Annotated in this window: 17 protein-coding genes and 1 tRNA gene; 9 read left to right on the top strand and 9 right to left on the bottom strand. The window is 71.7% G+C overall.

Going from position 1 to position 15693, the window contains the following annotated elements; all coding sequences use genetic code 11:
- Window positions 1–277: 277 nt before the first annotated feature.
- The 4 genes from rplA to G3I42_RS27275 form a co-directional block, all read right to left on the bottom strand.
- Window positions 278–1000 carry a 50S ribosomal protein L1 gene (gene rplA, locus G3I42_RS27290; protein WP_007823167.1) on the bottom strand — a complete coding sequence of 241 codons (723 nt, stop codon included), beginning with the start codon at window positions 998–1000 and terminating at the stop codon, window positions 278–280.
- A 95-nt stretch (window positions 1001–1095) separates the two neighbouring features.
- Window positions 1096–1530 (bottom strand): 50S ribosomal protein L11, encoded by a 435-nt coding sequence (gene rplK / locus G3I42_RS27285; protein WP_007823169.1) that lies wholly within the window; start codon window positions 1528–1530, stop codon window positions 1096–1098.
- A 987-nt stretch (window positions 1531–2517) separates the two neighbouring features.
- The gene (locus G3I42_RS27280) at window positions 2518–3069 is read right to left on the bottom strand and encodes a GNAT family N-acetyltransferase (RefSeq protein WP_164290292.1); all 552 of its coding nucleotides are present in this window, start codon (window positions 3067–3069) and stop codon (window positions 2518–2520) included.
- The gene (locus G3I42_RS27275) at window positions 3066–3839 is read right to left on the bottom strand and encodes a GntR family transcriptional regulator (RefSeq protein ID WP_164290290.1); all 774 of its coding nucleotides are present in this window, start codon (window positions 3837–3839) and stop codon (window positions 3066–3068) included. The genes G3I42_RS27280 and G3I42_RS27275 overlap by 4 nt, the downstream gene beginning before the upstream one ends.
- 220 nt (window positions 3840–4059) lie before the next feature.
- Here G3I42_RS27275 and G3I42_RS27270 point away from each other — a divergent pair, with 220 nt between their 5' ends.
- The 6 genes from G3I42_RS27270 (at window position 4060) to G3I42_RS27245 (ending at window position 9083) form a co-directional block, all read left to right on the top strand.
- Entirely contained in the window at window positions 4060–4584 is a 525-nt protein-coding gene (locus tag G3I42_RS27270) for a hypothetical protein (protein WP_164290288.1), read from the top strand.
- Window positions 4581–5000 (top strand): helix-turn-helix transcriptional regulator, encoded by a 420-nt coding sequence (locus G3I42_RS27265; RefSeq protein WP_164290286.1) that lies wholly within the window; start codon window positions 4581–4583, stop codon window positions 4998–5000. The genes G3I42_RS27270 and G3I42_RS27265 overlap by 4 nt, the downstream gene beginning before the upstream one ends.
- Complete coding sequence (locus G3I42_RS27260; RefSeq protein WP_164290284.1) at window positions 4997–5575, top strand: HNH endonuclease; 579 nt, start codon at window positions 4997–4999, stop codon at window positions 5573–5575. Before G3I42_RS27265 ends, G3I42_RS27260 begins: the two co-directional genes overlap by 4 nt.
- The gene (locus tag G3I42_RS27255) at window positions 5572–7083 is read left to right on the top strand and encodes a phage/plasmid primase, P4 family (RefSeq protein ID WP_343244682.1); all 1512 of its coding nucleotides are present in this window, start codon (window positions 5572–5574) and stop codon (window positions 7081–7083) included. Before G3I42_RS27260 ends, G3I42_RS27255 begins: the two co-directional genes overlap by 4 nt.
- A gap of 231 nt (window positions 7084–7314) precedes the next feature.
- The gene (locus G3I42_RS27250; protein WP_164290282.1) at window positions 7315–7533 is read left to right on the top strand and encodes a helix-turn-helix domain-containing protein; all 219 of its coding nucleotides are present in this window, start codon (window positions 7315–7317) and stop codon (window positions 7531–7533) included.
- 284 nt (window positions 7534–7817) lie between these two features.
- Complete coding sequence (locus tag G3I42_RS27245; RefSeq protein ID WP_164290280.1) at window positions 7818–9083, top strand: tyrosine-type recombinase/integrase; 1266 nt, start codon at window positions 7818–7820, stop codon at window positions 9081–9083.
- A 59-nt stretch (window positions 9084–9142) separates the two neighbouring features.
- Here G3I42_RS27245 and nusG read toward each other — a convergent pair whose 3' ends face one another.
- The 3 genes from nusG to G3I42_RS27230 form a co-directional block, all read right to left on the bottom strand.
- Window positions 9143–10078, bottom strand: coding sequence for a transcription termination/antitermination protein NusG (nusG, locus tag G3I42_RS27240; RefSeq protein WP_164290278.1), 936 nt, complete (start codon window positions 10076–10078; stop codon window positions 9143–9145).
- Window positions 10079–10161: 83 nt separating this feature from the next.
- Entirely contained in the window at window positions 10162–10440 is a 279-nt protein-coding gene (secE, locus tag G3I42_RS27235) for a preprotein translocase subunit SecE (protein ID WP_030996522.1), read from the bottom strand.
- Window positions 10441–10550: 110 nt separating this feature from the next.
- A tRNA-Trp gene (locus tag G3I42_RS27230) sits at window positions 10551–10623 on the bottom strand.
- A 303-nt stretch (window positions 10624–10926) separates the two neighbouring features.
- On the opposite strand from G3I42_RS27230, the gene G3I42_RS27225 reads away from it, so the two are divergent.
- Together G3I42_RS27225 and G3I42_RS27220 are read left to right on the top strand one after the other, a co-directional pair.
- Window positions 10927–12153 carry a pyridoxal phosphate-dependent aminotransferase gene (locus G3I42_RS27225; protein WP_164290276.1) on the top strand — a complete coding sequence of 409 codons (1227 nt, stop codon included), beginning with the start codon at window positions 10927–10929 and terminating at the stop codon, window positions 12151–12153.
- 178 nt (window positions 12154–12331) lie between these two features.
- On the top strand, window positions 12332–13402 hold the full coding sequence (locus G3I42_RS27220; protein ID WP_164290274.1) for an adenosine deaminase: 1071 nt from the start codon (window positions 12332–12334) through the stop codon (window positions 13400–13402).
- Window positions 13403–13417: 15 nt separating this feature from the next.
- Here the strand turns inward: G3I42_RS27220 and G3I42_RS27215 are convergent, their stop codons facing one another.
- Window positions 13418–14152: a thioredoxin domain-containing protein gene (locus G3I42_RS27215; protein ID WP_164290272.1), complete on the bottom strand. Its 735-nt coding sequence runs from the start codon at window positions 14150–14152 to the stop codon at window positions 13418–13420.
- Between the two features lie 62 nt (window positions 14153–14214).
- On the bottom strand, window positions 14215–14847 hold the full coding sequence (locus tag G3I42_RS27210; protein ID WP_164290270.1) for a TetR/AcrR family transcriptional regulator: 633 nt from the start codon (window positions 14845–14847) through the stop codon (window positions 14215–14217).
- 105 nt (window positions 14848–14952) lie between these two features.
- On the opposite strand from G3I42_RS27210, the gene G3I42_RS27205 reads away from it, so the two are divergent.
- Complete coding sequence (locus tag G3I42_RS27205) at window positions 14953–15591, top strand: SDR family oxidoreductase (protein ID WP_164290268.1); 639 nt, start codon at window positions 14953–14955, stop codon at window positions 15589–15591.
- The last annotated feature ends 102 nt before the right edge of the window (window positions 15592–15693 follow it).

Below are 15693 nucleotides of genomic sequence, written 5' to 3'. Positions count from 1 at the left end.
AGCGCCCGCGCCGCCTCGCCGCTCGCCCCCGTACCCGTACCCGTACCCGTACCGCCGCCGGAACCCCCGCACCCCGCGAGCAGCGCGCACGCCGCGAGCACCGCCGCCGTTCCCCGTCGCCACCCGCGCACCACCGCTCCCCTCGCCCCGAGCACCGCCCCACCCAAGCACGCGCGCCCGCGCGGGAACAGAGCGCGCGAAGGCCCCGCACCCAGGGCGGGTGCGGGGCCTTCGGGAAGACGCGTCCGTGACGCGGTCACCGGCTGGAGCCAGGGGCTCAGACGGCGGCCGGGTCCTCCTCGGTGAGGAGGTTACGGGTGCGGTTGGGGTCGACCGGGACGCCGGGGCCCATCGTGGTGCTCACGACGGCCTTCTTGATGTAGCGGCCCTTCGCGGCGGACGGCTTGAGACGAAGGATCTCGTCGAGCGCGGCGCCGTAGTTCTCGACGAGCTGCTCGTCCGTGAAGGACGACTTGCCGACGATGAAGTGAAGGTTCGAGTGCTTGTCGACGCGGAACTCGATCTTGCCGCCCTTGATCTCCTTGACGGCCTTGGCCGCGTCGGGGGTCACGGTGCCGGTCTTCGGGTTCGGCATGAGGCTGCGCGGGCCGAGCACGCGGCCGAGGCGGCCGACCTTGCCCATGAGGTCCGGCGTCGCGACGACGGCGTCGAAGTCCAGACGCCCCTTCGCGACCTCGTCGATGAGCTCGTCGGCGCCGACGATGTCGGCGCCCGCGGCACGCGCGGCCTCGGCACGGTCACCGGTCGCGAAGACCAGGACCCGGGCGGTCTTGCCGGTGCCGTGCGGGAGGTTCACGGTGCCACGGACCATCTGGTCGGCCTTGCGCGGGTCGACACCCAGGCGGAAGGCGATCTCGACGGTCGAGTCGAACTTGGTGGTGGCGGTGTCCTTGGCCAGCCGGATCGCCTCCAGGGGCGCGTACAGGCGCTCCCGGTCGATCTTGGCGTCGGCAGCCCGGAGGGACTTGCTGCGCTTCACTACTGCTCCTGGTGTTCTGTTGCGGAGTTGTGGTCCGGACGGCGCTCGTCCTGCCACAAGAGGTCTACGGGGGCCCGGCGGGCCCTGCCGCGGGCTCAGCCCTCGACGGTGACGCCCATCGAACGCGCGGTACCGGCGATGATCTTCGCGGCGGCGTCGATGTCGTTGGCGTTGAGGTCTTCCATCTTGGTCTGGGCGATCTCGCGGACCTGGGCGTCCGTGATCTTGGCGACCTTGGTCTTGTGCGGCTCGCCCGAGCCCTTCTCGACACCGGCGGCGCGGAGGATCATCTTCGCGGCGGGCGGGGTCTTCGTGATGAAGGTGAAGGAGCGGTCCTCGTAGACCGTGATCTCGACCGGGATGACCCAGCCGCGCTGCGACTCGGTCGCGGCGTTGTAGGCCTTGCAGAACTCCATGATGTTGACGCCGTGCTGACCCAGCGCGGGGCCGACAGGCGGGGCCGGGTTGGCGGCACCGGCCTGGATCTGGAGCTTGATCAGCCCCGTGACCTTCTTCTTCTTGGGAGGCATTGCTCTCTCCGGGTCCTGGTGAGAAGTGTTCCGCCTTCATCCGCTGGACCGGTTTCACGCGGTTCATCCGGATGGAGGCATACCGCACAACGGTAACGGGTACCGTCGCGCGCTCAAAAACCGGCAGGTCACAGGGGGTGCCGGGAATCCCCGTACCCCCTGTGACCTGCCGGAAGACTGATGATCTGGAAGACCGGCGGCCCTGATGAGGGCCGGGGCTCAGTTCTTCTGGGACTGGTGCGGTCGCAAGCGTACCTGCGCCAACGGGAGCCCGTCCGCCGCTGACCAGCCTCGCAGCGATCAGCGGCGGTCGTTGCCGGTCGTCGTTGGTCACCCCGGGACGGCCCACGGACGGCCCCGGGTGGGAGCTCCCGGCGTCGCTGGGACAAGCGCATTAGCGGTTAGCGGCCTCCGGCGGATCGAGCGCTCTCCCCTTGAAAAGCAATGAGGACCGCCCTTCGGGCGGACGGCTCCCGGGCGCCGCCCCCTCCTCGTTCGCCGGTGCATCTTGGCGGCCTCACGCCTGTAGCCGGAGCGCCGCCCCCGTAGGATGCGGTGGTCTCTTCGAGTGCCCGTACGGCGAACTTTCTGATTTTTCGCGGCTCAAGCGGCTCAGCGCGGATCAGTGCAGGTCGGAGCGTTGCGGGCGGGCCGGTTCGTGTGGCTCAGTCGCGGCTCACCGTCCGGCTCAAGCGGCTCAAGCCCTCTTCAAGGTGTGCGGCTGCCTCCGCCGTCACATGTGCCGAGCGCGTCACGCCCGAACCCCTAGGCAGGCCCGCGTGTGCCGCGCCTTCACAGCATCGCATCACGCACGGGCACACCGCCTGACACCTGACAGTGTCAAGCCGCGTGACACCCAAACCCCTAGGCAGGCGCAGCGTCACGCGCTCTGACACTCACGCCTGACACCCGACCTGACACCACCTGACACGCCCAAAGCAAGAAGAGCACCACGGCGCCCGGTGCTCTTCTTGCTTTGGGCCGATCTCAGCGGGGGGCCGGGGTTTCGTCCGCGAACCCGTGCATGGCCGGGCCAGTCGGCCGCTGGGCAAGCCAGCCTGACACGCGCGGCCCGCCATTCACCGCGTCGCCTCCGACGACCGTACGGACGTGCTTGAAGCCGTGGCGCAGGTAGTACCGGTGCAGTGCCGTGTTCGTCGTCCACGCGTCCAGGCGTAGCCACCGCAGCGAGGACCGGTGTGCCCGATCACTCGCCCAGTCGAGCAGACGCCCGCCGAGGTCCTGCCCGGCGTGCGTTCGTGCCACCGTCAGCTTGTTGATGAAGAGGGAGGGCTCGTGGAGCTCCTCGGCGCTCCACAGCCCGTCTTCCGCCTCGCGGGTGAGGGTGATGGTCCCGGCCGTCTCGGCGCCGTCGCGCAGCATGAAGACCGTGCCCGCCGCGATCGTGGCCGCGAGGCGGTCGGCCGGGTAAGGGCGGCTCCATTGGTCGGTTCCCCGTTCGGATAGCCAACCGGCGGCTTCCTTACGAAAGTTGAGGAGCGTATCAAGGTCGCCCGGCTGGGCAAGGGTGATCCTCACCGCGGCTCGTTCTCGCTCCTGGCGGACAGGTCGCCGATCTCGTAGTTCATCCGGTTCAGGTCGCCCCGGAAGGTGGTTACGGTGCAGCGGATCGGGCGGTCTGCCGAGTAACCGGTACGCGTCCACAGGAGGACAGGGACCCCAGCGCCAATGTCCAGCAAACGAGCTTCGTCCGGCGTCGGCATCCGTGCGGCGAGTTCGTCGAAGTACCCCACTTGCTCGACGCCGTGCCCAGCGAGGTAGCGAGTCGTCCCCTCCGCTATGTCGCCCGGCTCCGTGAGCCGGGGCGCCTCCCGGACCAGCCAATCCGGGTAGTGCGTCGCCTGCGTGGACCACGGCACGTCGTCCACGAAGCGGTGGCAGAACCGCAGTACGGACGTGCTGCCCAGCTCGACCCTGAGCCGCTCCGCCTGGTACTCCGGCGTGGGCGTCATCTCGACGCGGAAGGTCTGGTGCGGCCGGCGCCCGGCGTTGGTGACGTCGGTGCTGTAGGCGTCGCCCGCCTGCGGGAAGCTCAGGTCCTCGAACCGAGAGGCGTTCAGCTCGAACACCTCGTGCTTGCGGACCTCGTACCCCAGCCCCTGGCTGGACGAGATCAGCCCCTCGCTCGCAAGCAGCTTCAAGCCCGCGCGGATCGTGTTCCGCGAGGCGTCGAAGCGGGAGGACAGCTCGCTCTCAGACGGCAGGCGAGCGCCTGGCGTGTAGGTCCCGTCAATGAGGTCTCGGCGCAGCGCATCGGCCACCACCTGGTACTTCGGCTGCTTACTCATGCACCCATCATGCCTCACGTTCAACTTGTTGGTACATGTGGGTTGACAGGCATCCGCAGGCAAGGGCAGCATCGAGCTATCAACTTGTACCAACAAGTTGAACAGGTGGTCTTAGTTGGCTACTTGGGGGTTCGGGCGTGCCAGCTCGGGCCTCACGACAGGGAGCGGCGCCTCCCGCCAAGAAGACCGCCGCTCCCCGACCCTCGAAGGGGGCTTCATCATGATGCCTGGAGTCGTCTCGGAGCGCGGCGCTGCCGACCGCGCGGCCGTGTCCGAGCTGACGATCGCGGAGCGGACGGTGGCGCTGTACGCCTCCGCCATGCCGCCCGCCTACCGCTTCCGGCGGGGCGACGACGCACCGCTCCTCGCGTGGATCGCGCAGGGCGCCGACCTGCTCGGTAGCCGGTCGCTCCGCCTCCTCGCGGGCCGTCTGCGTGGGTACGAGCTGCTTGCCCTGGCCGACCTCGTGACGCCGCAGGTGGCCGCTGAGTACGCCTCGGACATGCCGGACTCGCGCCGGGCGGACGACGCCGCGCGACTGGCGTCGCTGACGACGTTCAAGGTCGGCGTCTCGCGGGCCGCCGTCGAGCGGGGCAACGCGCCGGTCGTGGACGACTGCCCCTGCGCCTGTACCGGCGCCGTGGCCGTCTGGGGCGAGGACCCCGACGACTCGTACGAGATCGTGTGCCCGGTCCACCCGTACGCCTCCGCGCGGGCGCCGTTCGCAGGCGGGGTGGCGGCATGAGCGCCGAGACCGTCACCGTCGAGCTCCCCGCCGGGGGACAGCCGGACACGATCCGTTCGGCGGACACGCCGCTTGGCCGGGCCCGTGTGGCGCGGGGGTGGTCTCAGGCCAAGGCCGTGCGCGCCCTGTCGATCCTGGCCCGCCACTGGGGCTGGCAGATCGCTTCGGAGGCGTCGCTCAAGGTCTTGCTGAGCTGCTGGGAGTCCGGCAAGCGCACCCCCAGTGAGACGTACGTGCGGCTGTTCTGCGCCCTCTACCGGGCGACCCCCGAGGACTTGGGCTTCGTCGTCCGGGACTCCCGCGTCGTGAGCGCCCCGGGCACCGTCGCCAGCGTCCAGAACGCCGTGACCCACCTGGCCGCCCAGCTCGCGGAACTCCAAGCCGTCCTCGCGAGCATGACGGGGGCCGCGTCATGAACTCGTCCACCGCGCGCCTCGCGGCCCGCCCCCGACTGACGCCCGACTCCCGCCGCATGATCAGTGAGCACCTGGCCGAACGGGACGGGCGGCACTGCCACTACTGCCGCCGCCCCTTCGGCCCCGGCCTGGCCGGGGCGACGCTCGATCACTACGTCCCGGTGACGCTGTGGGCGACGAACAAGCCCCGCAACCTCGTCCTCGCCTGCCGGGCGTGCAACGAGCACAAGGCCGACCGCTTGCCCCCGGCTCTCGCGCTCCTCCTGACGGCCGCGCAGCCCCCCATCGGGGAGGCGTTCACGGTGTTCACGACGCCGTTCACGCCCGCTGCGCTCCTGCCCCTCCTCCTGGCCCTGGGGCGCCTGTCCAACGCGATCCGTACCCCCGCCGTTCACGACGAGCTCCGGGTGTTCACGGCGCCCGACCGACTGTTCACGACGGACACCCGACCCGCGCTTCGGTCGGTGCCTGACCTGCGTGACTACCCGAGTCACACCCCCGTCACGGCCGGACCCCAGTCGGCCCCCGCCCCGCTCGCTCAGTCGGGTGCGCCCGGCAGTCGGGAGGCCGCGTGAACACCCCGACCCCCGACCGTGAACACCCCCGCCAGTCGGCGGACTCGGGCGGGCTTGTGCCCGCGCCGACCAACCCGATGGCCGTCGCCCGCCACCTCGCCCCGCAGTGGCAGCACGACGGGGACCCGACCCTTCGGCACTGGCGCGGCACCTGGATGGCGTGGGACCGCTCGCACTGGCGCGAGCTGGATGACGGGCAGATCCGCGCCCGCCTGTACCGGGACCTGGAGCACGCCACCTACACCCACCAACTGCCCAACGGGGCGGAGGAGGAACGGGACTGGGCGCCGACGATCCGCAAGGTGGCCGACCTCATGCAGGCGACCGCCGCCGTCGCCCACCTCGACCCGACCACCGACGCCCCCGCCTGGATCGGACCCGCCCACGACGCCGACGCCCCGGCGGGCCCGATCGTGGCGTGCCGCAACGGGCTCCTGCGGGTGGCCGACCGGGCGTTACTGCCGCTCAGCCCCCGGTTCTTCAACCTCGTGTCCGTGCCATTCGCCTACGACCCGGACGCCACCGCGCCCGCCTGGGAAGCGTTCCTGCGCAAGCTGTGGCCCGACGACCCGGCCCCCGCCGCCACCCTGCAAGAGTGGTTCGGCTACGTCCTCTCCGGCCGCACCGATCAACAAAAGATCCTGCTCATCATCGGGCCCACCCGGTCCGGGAAGGGCACCATCGCCCGTATCCTCGCCGCCCTCGTCGGCGCCGGGAACGTCGCCGGGCCCACCCTGGCGAGCCTGGGCACGAACTTCGGGCTGTCCACCCTCGTCGGCAAGCCGTTCGCCATCATCTCCGACGCCCGCCTCTCCGGGCGCGAGGGCGGCCCCGTCGTGGAACGCCTGCTCACGATCTCCGGCGAAGACACGATCGACGTAGACCGCAAGTACCGTCAGCCCTGGACCGGGAAGCTCCCGACCCGGCTCATGATCCTCAGCAACGAGCTGCCCCAGTTCGGAGACTCCTCCGGGGTCATCGCGCAACGCTTCGTCGTCCTCAACATGGCCCTGTCGTGGCTGGGCCAGGAAGACACCACCCTCACCGACCGGCTCGCCCGCGAGATGCCCGGCATCCTCAACTGGGCCCTCGACGGCCTCGCCCGCCTCGAACAGAGCGGGCGGCTGACCGTGCCGGACTCCAGCCGCGAAACCGTCCTCGCCATGCAGGACATCGCCAGCCCCACGAGCGCGTTCGTCCGCGAGCGCTGCCGCACCGGGCCCGCCTGCCGCGTCCCCGTGGACGCGCTGTGGGCGGCCTGGAAGGACTGGGCCGAGGACAACGGCGTCAAGACCATCGGGACGAAACAGCTCTTCGGCCGCAACCTCCTGTCCGTCGTCCCCCAGCTCCGCCGCAGCAAGCCCCGCGACGCGGACGGCCGCCAGGTCCCCACCTACCTCGGCATCACCCTCACCGACAGCACGCCGCTGTGCGACGTCTGCGGCCAGCCCTACGAAGTCCTCGCCCCCGGCCAGCGCACACACCCCACATGCGGCCCCGGCCGATAACCACCCCCCCCGATCCCGGGACCGGGCTGCCCACGGGCGGCCCGGCCCCGGGGATCCGCCGGCGCCTGAGCCGCTTGAGCCGGACGGTGAGCCGCGACTGAGCCGGACGAACCGGCCCGCCCGCAACGCTCCGACCTGCACTGATCCGCACTGAGCCGCTTGAGCCGCGAAAAACGCGAAAACTCCCGCCACATCCACTCACCCCGCCCGCCGGACCGTGGAGAACTCGCCATGCCGACCGACCCCCGCAGCACCCTTCGCGCCCACCTCCCCGACCGCTACCTCACCCCCGAAGACCTCGCCGCCCTCTTCGCCGTCCCCCTCGAAACCGTCTACGCCTGGCGCCGCAAGCGCACCGGCCCGCCCGGCTTCCGCGTCGGCAAACACCTCCGCTACGACCCCGCCGCCGTCCGCGCCTGGGTCACCGAACAGAGCACCCACGCCGCCTGACCCGTACGGGCACCCGTACGGGCCCGCACGCCGCCCGCGCACCCCGTACGGAGCCATACGGCACCCGCGCCGGGACAGGGAGGCACAGCCTTCCGGGCCAGGGAGGCAGGGAGAACTCCCTTACCTCCTCCCTGGCCCGCCTCCCCCGCCCCCACCTGCACAAAGACCCCCGCAGGGAGGCAGGGAGGCACCCCAGCTCAGGGCCCCGAAACCCCCTCCACACGCCACCCGCACGACGGGGCGCCCGCCTCCCTGACACCCACCCACACACGAAAGGACGGCCCGTGGCCGGACACATCCAAGACCGCTGGTACAAGACCGAACCCGACGCCTCCGGCAAGCCCCACCGCGTCCGTACGGACCGCTACGGCACCGGGCTCCGCTACCGCGCCCGCTACATCGGCCCGGACGGAAGCGAGAAGTCCAAGAGCTTCCCCGACCGCAAGAAGCGCGAGGCGGACGCGTGGCTCGCGCACACCGAAGCGGACATGGCGCGCGGGCAGTACGTGGACCCCAAGGCGGGACGCATTACGTTCCAGCAGTATGCGGAGCGCTGGATAGCGGCTCAGACAACGGACCTGTCCACCCGGTCCGCCGTTGAGATGCGGCTGCGGCTGCACGCGTTCCCGCACATCGGGTCGCGGCCCCTCGGCTCCTTCCAGCCCGAGCACGTACGGGCGTGGATGCGGACGCTTGAAGAGGCCGTGGCGGGCGCCACCTACCGGCGCGAGATCTTCAAGAACGCTTCCGCCGTCTTCGGGGCCGCCGTGGACGACAGGCTCATGCAGCGGAACCCGTGCCGCGCCGCGTCGGTCAAGGCACCGAAGCCGGCGCCCGGCCGGGTGCGCCCCTGGAGCTCCGAGCGCGTGTTCGCCGTACGGGCCGCACTGCCTGAGCGCTTCCGCGCGATGGTGGATGCCGGGGGAGGCTGCGGGCTCCGTCAGGGCGAGATCTTCGGGCTGCCCGTCGAAGAAGTGGGCTTCCTCACAGGGTGGCTGCACGTGGGCTTTCAGGTGAAGCTCATCGACGGCCACCAGGTCTTCGCCCCGCCCAAGGGCGGCAAGGTCCGTGACGTACCTCTCGCCGAGAACGTCGGCCGGGCGCTCGCCGCGCACGTAGCCGAGTACCCGCCCGCGGCCGTCACCCTTCCGTGGCTCAGGCCGGACGGACCGAAGGTGACCAAGCGGCTGGTGTTCACGAGCTACGACGGCGGGGCGTGTCGCCGGAACGACTTCAACACCCACGTGTGGAAGCCCGCCCTCGTGGCCGCTGAGGTCCTCCCCGTGCCCGCGCCGGGCGAACGTGCCCGGTCCTCGCGTGAGGACGGGATGCACGCGCTGAGGCACTTCTACGCGTCCGTACTGCTCGACGGCGGGGAGAACATCAAGGCCCTGAGCCAGTACCTCGGGCACAGCGATCCGGGGTTCACCCTCCGGACCTACACGCACCTCATGCCGAGCAGCGAGAGCCGCACGCGGCGGGCCGTGGATGCCATGTACGAGGCGGCCGGTCGGGCAGATGACGGCCCACAGACGGCCCCCGGGGAATGAGCGGCGCCCCTACCAGCGGGAAACCCACTGGTAGGGGCGTTCTCAGCCCATGATCGGGCTTAGTTCTTCTGGATCTGGTCGAAGCTCAGCTCGACCGGGGTCTCGCGACCGAAGATCTCCACGAGGCCCTTGACCTTCTTGGAGTCGGCGTTGATCTCGTTGATCGTCGCCTGGAGGGTCGCGAAGGGGCCGTCGGTGACGGTGACCGAGTCGCCGACCTCGAAGTCGAGGACCTGGACCTCGACCTTGCGCTGCGGCGCCGGCTTGCCCTCGGCCTCGGCGGCCTCGCGGGCCGCCTTCTCCTCCGCCTCGGGGGCGAGCATCTTGACGATCTCGTCGAGGGTCAGCGGGTACGGGTCGTAGGCGTTGCCGACGAAGCCGGTGACGCCGGGGGTGTTGCGGACGACGCCCCAGGACTCGTTGGTGAGGTCCATGCGGACGAGGACGTAGCCGGGGAGCTTGTTCTGCCGGATCGTCTTGCGGTCGCCGTTCTTGATCTGGACGACCTCTTCCTGCGGCACCTCGGCCTGGAAGATGAACTCCTCGACGTTGAGCGAGACGGCGCGCTGCTCCAGGTTCGTCTTCACGCGGTTCTCGTAACCGGCGTACGTGTGGATGACGTACCACTCGCCGGGCAGCGTGCGCAGTTCCTCGCGCAGGGCCGCGACGGGGTCGACGGTCTCTTCCTCGGCCTCTTCTTCCCCGGCGGCCTCGTCGGCCTCGTCGGCCGCGGCGTCCTCCGCCGCGTCCTCGGCGTCCTGCGCGGCCTCCTCGGCGACGAGTTCGTCGGCGGCGGCCTCGGTGGCCTCCGCGGCCGGGGCGGCCTCAGCGGCTTCCTCGCCGACCTCGGCGGCCTCGGTCTCGGCCTGGGCTTCCGCAGCCGCGGCCTGCTCCGGCTCCACGGCGCCCTCGGCCTCGGCGCCGAGAACGTCCTCGGCGGAGGCCGGGCCCTCGTGCGCGGGCTGGTCGGCGCCGTTCAGGTTCGGGTCAGACACGTCGCTGCTTCTTCCTGATACATAGGGGTGGAACACGCGAAAGGGGCGCCGAGTACGGCGCCCTTCGCATTGTGCATGCCGGCTCAGCCAAAAACGTACTTGGCGGCCTGCGAGAATCCGTAGTCGATCACGGTGACCAGGCCAATCATGATCACCACGAAGACGATGACGACGGTCGTGTACGTCGAGAGCTGGCTACGGGTGGGCCAGACGACCTTGCGCAGCTCCGCGATGACCTGCCGGTAGAAGAGCGCGAGCCGGCCCAGGGGGCCCTTCTTGCCGCGCTTGCCGCCCTTCTTCTTGGGGCGGGGTGCCTCGTCCTGGGCATCAGGCGTATCGATGGAGCCCACGGCGTCCGTCACGTGTCCTCACCTGAATTCCCGGTCGGGTGCCGTACCGCACCCAGAGGAGCCGCACGGCGGTGCAATAGCTGTACGTACACATGCGCACACATACCCGAAGGTGTGTGAAGCAGGGCCGGAGGGACTTGAACCCCCAACCGCTGGTTTTGGAGACCAGTGCTCTACCAATTGAGCTACGACCCTTTGCCCGCCCCAACGTACCGCATCCGTCCGCCGACACTAAGTGCCTGCGCGGAACCGGTCCGCCGTGGGCCAACGAGGAGAGAGCATACGTGTTCCGGGCTCCCAGGTCGAACGCGTAGTTCCGCGCGCCCGGCCCGTACCGCCCGTCCACGGGCCCCGTCCCGGCCCCGTACCGCCCCAAGTCACGCCGTACCGGCCCCCGTCCCGCTCGCGCAGCGGCCGCCGTCTCACGCCCGCGCCGGCCGCCGTCTCGATCCGCAAACCCCGGTGCCCGGGATGTTCCCCGTCTGAAACGATGGGGACATGAGCGCTGCAACCCCTCCCACCGAGCGCCGGGTATCCGCGCGCATCGCCGCCATCTCCGAGTCCGCGACCCTCGCCGTCGACGCCAAGGCCAAGGCCCTCAAGGCCGCCGGGCGTCCGGTGATCGGCTTCGGCGCGGGTGAACCCGACTTCCCCACGCCCGAGTACATCGTCGACGCCGCCGTCGAGGCGTGCCGCGAGCCGCGCAACCACCGCTACACGCCGGCCGGCGGGCTGCCCGAGCTGAAGGCCGCGATCGCCGCGAAGACGCTGCGCGACTCCGGCTACGAGATCGACGCCTCACAGGTGCTCGTGACCAACGGCGGCAAGCAGGCCATCTACGAGGCGTTCGCCGCGATCCTCGACCCGGGCGACGAGGTCATCGTCCCGGCCCCGTACTGGACCACGTACCCCGAGTCGATCCGGCTCGCGGGCGGCGTGCCCGTCGAGGTCGTCGCCGACGAGACGACGGGCTACCGCGTCACGCTGGAGCAGCTGGAGGCCGCCCGCACCGAGCGCACCAAGGTGCTGCTCTTCGTCTCCCCCTCGAACCCGACGGGCGCCGTCTACCCGGAGGCCGAGGCCGAGGCGATCGGGCGCTGGGCCGTCGAGCACGGCCTGTGGGTGCTCACGGACGAGATCTACGAGCACCTCGTGTACGGGGACGCGACGTTCACCTCGCTGCCGGCGATCGTGCCCGAGCTGCGCGACCGCTGCGTCGTGGTGAACGGCGTGGCCAAGACGTACGCGATGACCGGCTGGCGCGTGGGCTGGGTCATCGGCCCGAAGGACGTCATCAAGGCGGCGACGAACCTCCAGTCGCACGCGACCTCGAACGTCGGCAACGTCTCGCAGGCCGCCGCGCTCGCCGCCGTCTCCGGCAGCCTCGACGCCGTCGCCGAGATGCGCACGGCCTTCGACCGCCGCCGCCGCACCATCGTGCGGATGCTCAACGAGATCGACGGCGTCCTCTGCCCCGAGCCCGAGGGCGCCTTCTACGCGTACCCCTCGGTCAAGGAGCTGCTCGGCAAGGAGATCCGCGGACAGCGCCCGCGGACCACCGTCGAGCTGGCCGCGCTGATCCTCGACGAGGTCGAGGTCGCGGTCGTCCCGGGCGAGGCCTTCGGCACGCCGGGTTACCTGCGGCTCTCGTACGCGCTCGGGGACGAGGACCTCATCGAGGGCGTCGGCCGGCTCCAGAAGCTCCTCGCGGAGGCGAAGGACTGACCGGGAGCGGTCGTACGGACCCGAGCGGGCCCCCACCCTTCACCGGGCGGGGGCCCGCCGCCGTATCCGCCCACCGCCCACCGCCTCCGCCCGCCACGTGCCCGTACGTGCGTTCGGGCAAGTGCTCGAAGGGGTAACCGGGTACCAGGTCGCCGCCCGCGTGCGGCAGTATCGATGAATGGAGCGCATGCACGTGAACCCCCGCGCCGGGGTGGTCAGGGACGGGACCAGAGACCTCGCCGAACTGCCGAAGGCGCATCTGCACCTGCATTTCACCGGGTCGATGCGTTCCTCGACGCTGCTCGAACTGGCCGACAAGTACGGGGTCCGGCTCCCCGAAGCCCTCACCTCCGCCCTCACCTCCGGCGAGCCCCCGCGGTTGCGCGCGACCGACGAGCGCGGCTGGTTCCGCTTCCAGCGCCTGTACGACGCGGCCCGCGCCTGCCTGCGCGCGCCCGAGGACATCCAGCGCCTGGTCCGCGAGGCGGCCGAGGAGGACGTGCGGGACGGCTCGGGGTGGCTGGAGATCCAGGTCGACCCGACCTCGTACGCGCCCGCGCTCGGCGGCCTGATCCCGGCCCTGGAGATCATCCTCGACGCGGTCGCCGCCGCCTCGCGCGACACCGGGCTCGGGATGCGCGTCCTCGTCGCCGCGAACCGCATGAAGCACCCCCTCGACGCGCGCACCCTCGCGCGCCTCGCGGTGCGCTTCGCCGATCAGGGCGTGGTCGGTTTCGGGCTCTCGAACGACGAACGGCGCGGCATGGCGCGCGACTTCGACCGCGCCTTCGCGATCGCGCGCGAGGGCGGCCTGCTGGCGGCGCCGCACGGCGGCGAGCTGGCGGGGCCCTCCTCGGTACGGGACTGCCTCGACGACCTGCACGCGGCGCGCGTCGGGCACGGGGTGCGGGCGGCCGAGGACCCCGTCCTGCTGCGCCGCCTCGCCGACTCGGGCGTGACGTGCGAGGTGTGCCCGGCGTCGAACGTGGCGCTCGGCGTCTACCCGAAGCAGGCGGACGTGCCGCTGCGCACCCTCTTCGACGCCGGGGTCCCGATGGCGCTCGGCGCCGACGACCCGCTCCTCTTCGGCGCGCGCCTCACGGCCCAGTACGAGATCGCCCGCCACGACCACGGCTTCACGGACGCCGAACTGGCGGAACTGGCCCGGCAGTCGGTACGGGGCTCGGCGGCGCCGGCGGACGTGCGCGAGAAGCTGCTGGCGCGGGTGGACGACTGGCTGGCGGTCTAGCGGCCCCTCCGCGTCCTACGACGCCTTGAGGGGGGCGCCGCCCGCCGAGCCGAGCGTGAGGGCCATCCCCGTGCCCGAGGTGACCTTCTCGCTCGTCCCGCTCGCGATGAGCCTGCCGTCGAGGACGAAGCCGGGCGTGCCCTGGATGCCGTCGCGCTCCATGGCCTTCTCCGAGGCCGTCACGAAGTCCGCGTACCGCATCGTGCGGACCGCTTTGTCGAACGCGGGGCCACGCAGGCCCTCGACCTTCCTGGCGAGCGCGAGGAGCCGTGCGGTCGTGAAGCCGTCGGTCCTCTCCTCGGGCTGGTTCGCGTAGAGAACGTCGTGGTACGCGGCGAAGTGCCCTTCCTCCAGCGCGGCGCGCAGCGCGTTGACCGCGCGCTTCGAGCCGCCGCCGCCGAGGCCGTCGTCGAGGAAGGAGGCGAGCGTGTAGTCGGTGCGCACGTCCCCCGCGGCGGTGCTCGCGCGCAGCACGTCCGCCCCGTCCGAGTCCTCGAAGTCCTTGCACACGGGGCAGCGCGGGTCCTCGTAGAGGTGCATGGCGCTCGCGGCTCCCGGGCGCCCGACGTGGATCGTGGTGCCGTCCGCGTCGAGCTTCTCGGGCACGGGGACGCGCGCCGCGTGCGTCGCGGTCGCGCTCGGGGAGCCCTTCGCACCGTCCCCGCCACCGTCCTCGCTCTCGCAGGCGGTGGCGCCGAGCAGCACGAGAGCCGCACAGCAGACGGACAGGACGGTACGGCGCTGCCGCATGGTGATCCCCCCAAGGAACCGAGAACGCCCGGCTCCCGGCCGTGCTCAGTGAGCGTAGAGGATCACCCTTTCGCGCCGCCCCCGAGACCCCCGAGCAGCGTCCCCACGATCGCTTCCGCGAACTCCTCGTCGCTCTCGGGCGGGCGGCCGCTCTCGGTGGCCTCGTGCGCGAAGGCGCGCTGCGCGCAGGCGCCGAGGAGCAGCGCGGCGGCGGCGCGCGGGTCGGCCCCTGCGGCGACGCGGCCCGCGTCGCGCTCCTCGCGCAGGTACTCCTCCAGGTGCCGCAGCGGTACGTGCGGGCCCGCGCCGAGTTCCCGCAGGGCCTCGAAGTGGCGGGTGCGCAGCGCTGGTTCGGCGTAGAGCGAGCCGGCGATCGGGAAGGTCTCGGCGTAGAAGGCGACCGCGCGGCGGCAGTAGGCGGCGAGTATCGCGGCGACGGTCTCGGGGCCCCCGGCGCGGGGCGGGTCGAGGCGGGGCAGCCGGGTGCGCAGGACCTCGACGAAGAGGTTCTCCTTGCTGCCGAAGTACTTGTAGAGCACGGCCTCGGAGCAGCGTGCGGTGCGCGCGATCTCCTTCGTCGTGGCACCGACGAGCCCGGCCTCCCGCATCAGCCGGAGCGCCGCGTCGAGCACCCGGGTCCTGGCGGGTGCCATCGTCGCCTCGCCGAAGGGCCGGTGGTACGGGTCCTCGGTCATGCGTTCCCCTCCCGAGCACTGGGCCCGACTCCTTGACGTACGGCCCGCGTTCTCCCCATTGTCGGGGTGAGTGAGCACTCACCCACCCGATCGAGGGGGAAGATCGTGAAACTGACGGTATTCGGCGCGACCGGTGGAGTCGGCGGCGAGGCGGTGCGCCAGGCGCTCGCCGCCGGCCACGAGGTGACGGCGATCGTCCGCGACCCGGCACGGCTCGACGCGCGGGGCACGGGACTGGAGGTCGTACGGTCCGCGCTCGACTCCCCGGACGAGCTGGTCGCGGCGGTCGCCGGGCGCGACGCCGTGCTCTCGGGGCTCGGCGCGGCGAACAAGGCGCAGGCGCGTACGGGGCTCGCGGAGCGGCTGACGCGGACGGTCCTCGCGGCTCTGGCGGCGGCGGGGACGCGGCGGCTCGTGGTGGTGAGCGCGGCGCCGCTCGCCCCGCGCGCGCCGGGCACGGGCCTCATGGACCGCGCGATGCTGGGCACGATCGACGCGCTCCTGAAGCCGGTCTACGAGGATCTGCGCGCGATGGAGAGGCTGCTGCGCGAGAGCGACACCGAGTGGACCGCGGTCCGCCCGCCGCGCCTGACGAACGGCCCGCTCACGGGCACGTACCGCACCGCCGTCGACGCCAACCCCCCGAAGAGCCGCACCATCAGCCGCGCGGACGTCGCCCACGCGATGCTCCGGGCAGCCGACGACCCGACCCTCGCGGGCCACGCGCTGGGGGTGGCGTACTGACCGGCTCAGGGGTCGGGGCAGTGCCGCGCTCAGCGCGCCGGTGCTGCGGGGCCCGGCGCCCGCGGTCGCTCCCGCCCCGCCGCCACCCCGGGCGGTCAGTGC

The sequence above is a fragment of the Streptomyces sp. SID11385 genome (assembly GCF_010548245.1).
GTDB lineage: Bacteria > Actinomycetota > Actinomycetes > Streptomycetales > Streptomycetaceae > Streptomyces.
The sequence above is the reverse complement of the archived record's forward strand: the minus strand, read 5'-3'. Positions and strand labels throughout refer to the sequence as shown.